The sequence below is a fragment of the Stenotrophomonas pictorum JCM 9942 genome (assembly GCF_001310775.1).
Taxonomy (GTDB): domain Bacteria; phylum Pseudomonadota; class Gammaproteobacteria; order Xanthomonadales; family Xanthomonadaceae; genus Stenotrophomonas; species Stenotrophomonas pictorum.
Window position 1 is genome coordinate 1 of record NZ_BAZI01000141.1, and the last position, 6846, is coordinate 6846.

9 protein-coding genes are annotated in these 6846 nt (G+C 65.8%); 3 read left to right on the forward strand and 6 right to left on the reverse strand.

Features of this window, described 5'->3' with window-relative positions:
• Both JCM9942_RS08750 and JCM9942_RS08755 read right to left on the reverse strand, forming a co-directional pair.
• A partial coding sequence (locus JCM9942_RS08750; protein WP_172675079.1) for an FUSC family protein occupies nt 1-896 on the reverse strand: 896 nt, incomplete at its 3' end.
• Nucleotides 893-1408, reverse strand: a complete 516-nt coding sequence (locus JCM9942_RS08755) for a MarR family winged helix-turn-helix transcriptional regulator (RefSeq protein ID WP_054659079.1) — start codon at nt 1406-1408, stop codon at nt 893-895. The genes JCM9942_RS08750 and JCM9942_RS08755, both read right to left, overlap by 4 nt.
• An 86-nt stretch (nt 1409-1494) precedes the next feature.
• On the opposite strand from JCM9942_RS08755, the gene cls reads away from it, so the two are divergent.
• The 3 genes from cls to JCM9942_RS08770 all read left to right on the forward strand — a co-directional run bounded on the left by cls (nt 1495) and on the right by JCM9942_RS08770 (nt 4088).
• Nucleotides 1495-2955 (forward strand): cardiolipin synthase, encoded by a 1461-nt coding sequence (gene cls / locus JCM9942_RS08760; RefSeq protein ID WP_054659081.1) that lies wholly within the window; start codon nt 1495-1497, stop codon nt 2953-2955.
• Between the two features lie 72 nt (nt 2956-3027).
• Nucleotides 3028-3324 (forward strand): hypothetical protein, encoded by a 297-nt coding sequence (locus JCM9942_RS08765; RefSeq protein ID WP_241772643.1) that lies wholly within the window; start codon nt 3028-3030, stop codon nt 3322-3324.
• Nucleotides 3321-4088, forward strand: a complete 768-nt coding sequence (locus JCM9942_RS08770; RefSeq protein ID WP_054659083.1) for a pyridoxine 5'-phosphate synthase — start codon at nt 3321-3323, stop codon at nt 4086-4088. The genes JCM9942_RS08765 and JCM9942_RS08770 overlap by 4 nt, the downstream gene beginning before the upstream one ends.
• A 664-nt stretch (nt 4089-4752) precedes the next feature.
• Here the strand turns inward: JCM9942_RS08770 and JCM9942_RS08775 are convergent.
• From JCM9942_RS08775 to JCM9942_RS08790, 4 genes are all read right to left on the reverse strand, one after another.
• Entirely contained in the window at nt 4753-5163 is a 411-nt protein-coding gene (locus JCM9942_RS08775) for an ExbD/TolR family protein (RefSeq protein ID WP_054659085.1), read from the reverse strand.
• 3 nt (nt 5164-5166) lie between these two features.
• Nucleotides 5167-5592, reverse strand: a complete 426-nt coding sequence (locus JCM9942_RS08780) for an ExbD/TolR family protein (protein WP_054659087.1) — start codon at nt 5590-5592, stop codon at nt 5167-5169.
• 46 nt (nt 5593-5638) lie between these two features.
• Nucleotides 5639-6382, reverse strand: coding sequence for a TonB-system energizer ExbB (gene exbB / locus JCM9942_RS08785; RefSeq protein ID WP_054659089.1), 744 nt, complete (start codon nt 6380-6382; stop codon nt 5639-5641).
• Nucleotides 6383-6472: 90 nt separating this feature from the next.
• The coding region (locus JCM9942_RS08790; protein ID WP_157722838.1) for an energy transducer TonB at nt 6473-6846 on the reverse strand (374 nt) is incomplete at its 5' end.

The window sequence follows — 6846 nt, forward strand, 5'->3', positions numbered from 1 at the left end:
AGCAACGGCAGCGGCTGCAGCACGCTGCGCACCGCGGCGACCACCTCGTCCTCGCCGCGACGCCGCATCCGGTCAATGTGGTGGTGCAGCGCCTGGAACCGCGAGGTCGCGGCCATGAAGTGCTGGTTGATCAGTTTGAGCTGGCCGTTGCGGCTGCGCAGGATCGGATCGTCGAAATACGCGGTGGCACGCAGCTCCTCGAACTGCAGCGCGCCCTGCACCACGCGGCTCTGGGTGCGTTCGATCACCTCGAAACCCTGCAGCCGCCCGCCGATCGCACCGGCAACGAAATCCAGGAAGTCGTTGAGGTTGCCGTCATCGGCCGCGCGCAGGCCGGCGCGCAGGCGGTTGGGCCACAGCACGTCGAACACGATACTGGTCACCGCCATGCCCAGCAGCACTTCACCGGTGCGTTCCAGCGCGCTGTTGAGGATGTGCTGGGGCTGGTGGATCACCGGCAGCATGATCATCGCCACCGTGTAGCCGGCCAACACGAAGCCATAGGAGGCCATGCCGCGGCTCCACACCGAGCCGCCGGCACAGAAGCCGGCCCACAGCGCCATCACCGTCACCAGCATCACCGGGCTCTGCGGAAACAGCGCCACGATCAGCACCGCCATCGCACAGCCGACCACGGTGCCGAGCCCGCGATAGAACGCCTTGGCCAGGACCATGCCGGTATTGCGGTTCATCACCACCAGCACGGTGATCATCGCCGTGCCCGGCGAACTCATCCCCAGCCGCATCGCGATCCAGCCGGACAGGTACAGGGCCACCAGCACCTTGCCGATGTAGGCCCAGACCGCCCCCTCGCCGGTCATGGCGTGGCGCAGCGTGCCGGTCCAGCGGGACAGCTTCCCGGCACCCGGCGCGCACTCAGCCGGATGCGTACTCATGCCCGGGTTTCCAGCCCCACCAGCACCCGCGTGAGCAGGGCTTCCATCTGCTGCAGCTCCTGTGCTTCCACTCCGCTGAAGAAGCGCTGCAGCTGCGCGATCACCGCCGGCATCACGGTTTCGATCAGCTGCTCGCCGGCGGCGGTAAGCCGCACCACCAGCTTGCGGCGGTCTTCCCCGCTGGGTTCACGGCTGACCAGGCCCTTGGCCAGCAGCTGGTCGATCAGGCGGGTGACGTTGGAGGACTTTTCGCTGGCGGCCTCGCTGATCTGCGACGGACTCAGGCCCGCTTCGGAGCCGTCGAGCATCATCAGCACGTTGTACTCGGGATGGCTGATGCCGTAATCGCGCAACAAGGCGTTGCCGTGATCGCAGAACAGCTTGTGCACCAGCTTGACCAGCCGCGCCAGCATGGCCTGGTCACGGGGAAAGCCGGGATGGCGAGCGCTGCTGATCGCCAGCTTCTCATCGATGCTGGCGTAGCCGCTGGCTGCCGGGAGCTGTTTATCCATCCCGGTATATTACACTTGTGTACAAATTGACGCAACGCAACATCAGCTCCCCGCGCGCGCCTCCCACCCGCAGCTAGAATCGGCCCATGCGCCAAACCCTCCAAGAGCTGTGGACAAGCCTGTCGAGCATTCCCCACTGGGGGCAGATCCTGGCGGTGGCCTATGTGGCCTATCTGCTGGTGCTGGCCGGCTACATCGTGCTGCAGAAGCGCGAGCCGGTCGCGACGCTGAGCTGGATCCTGTCGCTGGCGGCGCTGCCATACATCGGCCTGTTCGTGTTCTACCTGTTCGGTCCGCAGAAGATCGTGCGCCAGCGCCTGCGCCGCGGCCGTTCACGCGCGGGCATGGGCACCTACGAGGCGGTCTGTCCGCCCGATACCCGCTGCACCGAACTGGCGCGGGTAGGGCAGGCGACCACCGGGCTGGCGCCAAGCACCGCGACCGCGGTGGACTGGCTGGTGGATGGCGCGGCGACCTATGCGGCGATCCTGGCCGCCATCGGCGACGCCCGCCGCCATGTGAATCTGGAGTACTACATCTTCGAGCCCGACCACGCCGGCACCGCGATGCGCGATGCGCTGGTCGCGCGCGCCCGCGCCGGGGTCAAGGTACGGCTGCTGCTCGACGCGGTGGGTTCCTCGAAGATCCGGCGCCGCTTCCTGCAACCGCTGCTGGACGCCGGCGGCGAGGTGGCCTGGTTCCATCCGCGGCAGCTGCTCAAGCCGTTCAAACGGCCATGGCTGAACCTGCGCACCCACCGCAAGCTGGTGGTGGTCGATGGCGAGATCGCCTTCACCGGCGGCATCAACGTCACCGACGAGGAGGACGACAGCCGCAATGCCAACGCCTACCGTGACCTGCACATGCGCATCCGCGGCCATGTTGTCCACAGCCTGCAGCTGGTGTTTCTGGAGGACTGGATCTACGCCACCGGCCAGGCGCCGGAACGCTTCGAGCGCGGCGACCTGTTCCCGGCCACGGTGCCGGCCCGCGAGTGCGGCCAGATCAACGCGCAGGTGCTGGTGTCCGGGCCGGATTCGGCCTGGGAGGCGATCCACCGCCTGCATGTGGCCGCCATCCAGGAAGCCAAGCGGCGCGTGTGGCTGGTGACGCCGTACTTTGTGCCGGGCGAGGCCGCGCGCATGGCGCTGACCTCGGCCGCACTCGGCGGGCTGGATACCCGACTGATGGTGCCCAAGCTCAGCGACTCGCGATTCGTCACCTTTGCCGCGCGTTCCTATTTCGACGAGCTGCTCGAAGCGGGGGTGCGCATCTACGAATACGGCCCACGCATGCTGCACAGCAAGGCCTTCATCGCCGATGACAGCACCTGCATCGTCGGCACCGCCAATTTCGACCATCGCAGTTTCCGCCTGAATTTCGAGCTGTCGATGATGTACAGCGACCGCCAGCTGACCGCCGAACTGGACGCCATCCTGCAAGCCGAGTTCGACCGTGCCGTCGAGGTGCAGCCCAACCGCAGCCGTTCGCTGTGGCGCCAGCGTCTGCCCGAAGCATTCGCACGGCTGGCGTCCCCCTTGCTCTGATACGCGACGGCGGCACGTGGAACCGTGCCGGCCCGCCCCGTTACACTTCCTTCCCTCTACCGGGAGATCGTCATGTACTGGCTGTTCCTGCTGCTCGCGCTGGGTGCGTTCGTGCTCGCCATCTCGGCCACACAGACCTGGCTGCTGTTGCTCTCGCTGCTGGCATCGCTGGTGTTTGCGCTGCTGTGGGTGAAGGGCCTGTATGCCGCCCGTATCGGCGGCGCTCTGACCGATGCACCGCGTGCGTTGCATCCGGCGGAACTGCAGGCACTGCGCGAACAGTTCCGCGTCGATGCCGCCGCACCGACCGTCGCTCCGCCTCCCCCAGTGCAGCCGGCAACGCCGGATCGGGAATCCCCGCAGCCATGACCTTCCTCAGCGTCAACGTCAACAAGATCGCGGTGCTGCGCAATTCGCGCGGCGGGGGGGAGCCTGACGTGGTACGGGCGGCGATGACCTGTCTGCGCGCCGGTGCGCACGGCATCACCGTGCATCCGCGCCCGGACCAGCGCCATATCCGCGCCGACGACGTGCTGGCGTTGTCCGCACTGACCCAGCAGCACGGGGTTGAATTCAATATCGAAGGCAATCCGTTCGCCCCGCCGCGCGAGGGCTATCCGGGCCTGCTGCCGCTGTGCGAGCAGACCCGCCCGGCCCAGGCCACCCTGGTACCCGATGGGGATGGCCAGCTGACCTCCGATCACGGCTTCGACTTCGCCCGGGATGGGGAACGCCTGCGCCCGCTGATCGCCGCACTCAAAAGCTACGGCTGCCGGGTCAGCCTGTTCGTCGATGCCGGCAATCCCGCCATCGCCCAGGCCGCCGCGCTCGGCGCCGACCGCGTCGAGCTGTACACCGGCCCCTACGCCGAAGCCTTTGCCGAAGGGGATCCAACCGCCACCCTTGCGGTGTTTGCCGACGCCGCGCGCCGCGCGCAGGCCGCCGGTCTTGGGGTCAATGCCGGCCATGATCTGTCGCAGGCCAACCTGGCCACGTTCCTGCGCCACGTGCCCGGCGTGCAGGAAGTCTCCATCGGCCACGCGCTGATCAGCGAAGCCCTGTACGAGGGGCTGGAGACCACCGTCGGCGGCTATCTCGCCGCGATCAGCACGGCCGAATCCGGCAACGCCTGAGGGTCGCTCCGGCACGCAGGCGTTTCACCGGTCTGCCGCTCACCGCACCAGCGCGGCAGCGCTTCTACCTCGTCCACCACTGGTGGGCGGGGATTGCTCGCACTTTGGAGCAGATCTTTTTCGCAGTCTCTGCGGGCTGCACGCGTCCCTCAAAGCGGCGGGCGGCCAGGCGGTGCAGGAAAGGCACGTGCTCCGCGCAGGTTGCTTCACCTGCCACGGAGAAAGAAGTGCTCCCTGCCGCTGCGCGTACGCGTGCGGCGGCCACGTGGTGGGTGCGCACGTCCGTACTGCCGTGGCGAAGCATCTGAAAAGGCCGCGCTTCCGGTGCTCTCCAAGCCACCCGCGCCAAGGGTAGGGGCACCTGCATCCCGCAACCGCACCACACAGGCGGCCCCGCGCAGCACCTTGTCGGGTGCGTATAAAGCAAGAGGGCGGCTCCGCCGGCTACCGCAGGAGCGTCATTGCGCACGCCCTCGGCATGTCCAACAACTACCATCGCAACAGGCGGCAACACGGTGCCCGGCTTGCCCACAGCGCCGGGGTTTCATTAAGGAGAGCCGCGAGTGCCAGCGACTGCGCGCGCGGGCGAAGAACGCCGGGCAAAAAAAACGCCCCCGATTGCTCGAGGGCGTTTTCCAGTCGCGTCATGACTTGGTGTTGCGTATTACTGTACGAAACCGATCTTGAGCATGCGGGCGTTCTTGGCCTGGGCCAGAATCTTGGCCATGACCTCGTACTCCGAATCCGGATTGGCGTCGATGCGAAGTTCCGGCTGGTTGGTCGGATCCTTCTGTACTTCCTCTTCCATGCGCTGCTGCAGCTCAGCCACGTTGACCGGACTGTTGTTCCAGTACACCTGGTTGCTGGCATCCACACGCAGCTCGATCGGCGGCGGCGGTTCCTTGAGCTGCGGCGGCGGGTTGATCACCCGCTGCGGCAGATCCACGGCGATCGGGTAGGTCATGATCGGCGCGGTCACAATGAAGATGATCAGCAGCACCAGCATCACGTCCACGAGGGGCGTCACGTTGATGTCGGCCATGGGGCCCTTGTTACCACCACTACTGAAAGCCATCGCTTATTGCCCCTTTTCTTTGGTGGCAACGAAACCGACGTCCAACATGCCCTGGCCCTGCGCGATCTTGGTGACTTCGTTGATCACCTTCATCTTGGTGGTCTTGTCACCACGCAAGTTGAGCGGAGGCTGGGGGGTCTGCTGGGCAGCCGTGGCGAAACGCGATTCCAAGGTCTCCTTGGAGACCTCTTCGTCGTTCCAGTAGAGCGAACCGTCTTCCTTGACTGCCACCGTAATCGGGCTCGGGCGCTTTTCGGCGTCGTCCGGATTGATGACCAGGTTGGCCTCTGGCAGCTCGACCTTGACCTTGTGGGACATCAGGGGAGCCGTGATGATGAAGATGATCAGCAGCACCAGCATCACGTCCACGAGGGGCGTCACGTTGATGTCGGCCATGGGGCCGCTGCTGTTGTCACTACTGAAAGCCATAACGGGCTCCGTCTATATCGTTGCGAGGACTGCTTGGCTTGCCGGATTAGCGGACGCGCGAACCGGTGGCGAAGAAGTCGTGCAGATCGTGGGCGAAGGTGTCGAACTTGCTGACCGTCGCGCTGTTGATCTTGCTGAAGAAGTTGAAGGCGAACACGGCCGGGATAGCCACGAACAGACCGATGGCGGTCATGATCAGGGCTTCACCAACCGGGCCGGCAACGGCGTCGATCGAGGCCGAACCGGTGGCACCGATCTTGATCAGCGCGCCGTAGATGCCCCACACGGTACCCAGCAGACCCACGAACGGAGCGGTCGCACCGACGGTGGCCAGCAGGATCATGCCACCCTGCAGCTTGTTGGATTCGCGGGTCACGGCCTGACGCAGGGCGCGGTCCACAAACTCCGAACGGCTCAGGGTTTCGCCGGCACCAGCCTGCTGGTGATGGGCGGCCGCCTGGGCAGCGTCCAGGGCAATCTTGGAGAACGGCTCCGAAGCGGCCTGCTCTTCCATCGCACGGACAGCTTCCTGCGCGTTCGGGGCATCCCAGAACAGGCTCGGCACGCGGTCAGAAGCGGACTTCAGGCGCGCGGTGCGGAAGGTGTTGATGACCGTCCAGTACCAGGACATGGCCGACATCACCACCAGGGTGATCAGCACGACCCAAGAGACGGCGAAGTCGCCCGGCTGGGAGGTCATCTCGTGGATCAGGTGCTCGAAGCCCATCTGCGAGAGCGCGTTGTTTGCGTTGCCCCCGGCAGCAGCGGCGATGAAAATTTCCTGCAGCATGACGCTTACCTTTGTTGTGTGTGGTGTTAAAGGGTGTAGCTAAGTACGAAAAACGTTCCGCGGGGGCAGCCGTCAGGGCCGCCGCCGGGATCAGCTCAGCGCAAAGTTGACCGGGACGCGGACGCGACCAGCTGCCTTCGCCCCACCGCTCTGGGCGGGGTTGAACTTCCACTTGCGCGCCGCTTCCATTGCAGCCCGGTCGAGATCGCGATTGCGACTGGACTTCTCGACAGACACATTGGTGACATTGCCGTTGGCATCGACATCAATGATCAGGATGACCTCGCCCTGGATACCGGCGCGGAAAGCGGCCGGCGGATAACGCGGCGGGTTCATGTTCTTGAACGAGATGTCCACGCTGGCCTGGATGTCGACCGGAGGCGCCGGGGGAGCCGGCGGCGACGGCGGCGTCACCACGTCATTCGGGCGCGGTTCCGGCACGTCCACTACAGGCGCTTCCGGCG

Excerpts from the sequence above, each read along its gene's own strand:
- cls (WP_054659081.1), top strand. The coding sequence starts at position 1,495 with ATGCGCCAAACCCTCCAAGAGCTGTGGACAAGCCTGTCGAGCATTCCC.
- exbB (WP_054659089.1), bottom strand. The coding sequence starts at position 6,382 with ATGCTGCAGGAAATTTTCATCGCCGCTGCTGCCGGGGGCAACGCAAAC.
- JCM9942_RS08780 (WP_054659087.1), bottom strand. The coding sequence starts at position 5,592 with ATGGCTTTCAGTAGTGACAACAGCAGCGGCCCCATGGCCGACATCAAC.
- JCM9942_RS08775 (WP_054659085.1), bottom strand. The coding sequence starts at position 5,163 with ATGGCTTTCAGTAGTGGTGGTAACAAGGGCCCCATGGCCGACATCAAC.
- JCM9942_RS08770 (WP_054659083.1), top strand. The coding sequence starts at position 3,321 with ATGACCTTCCTCAGCGTCAACGTCAACAAGATCGCGGTGCTGCGCAAT.
- JCM9942_RS08755 (WP_054659079.1), bottom strand. The coding sequence starts at position 1,408 with ATGGATAAACAGCTCCCGGCAGCCAGCGGCTACGCCAGCATCGATGAG.
- JCM9942_RS08765 (WP_241772643.1), top strand. The coding sequence starts at position 3,028 with ATGTACTGGCTGTTCCTGCTGCTCGCGCTGGGTGCGTTCGTGCTCGCC.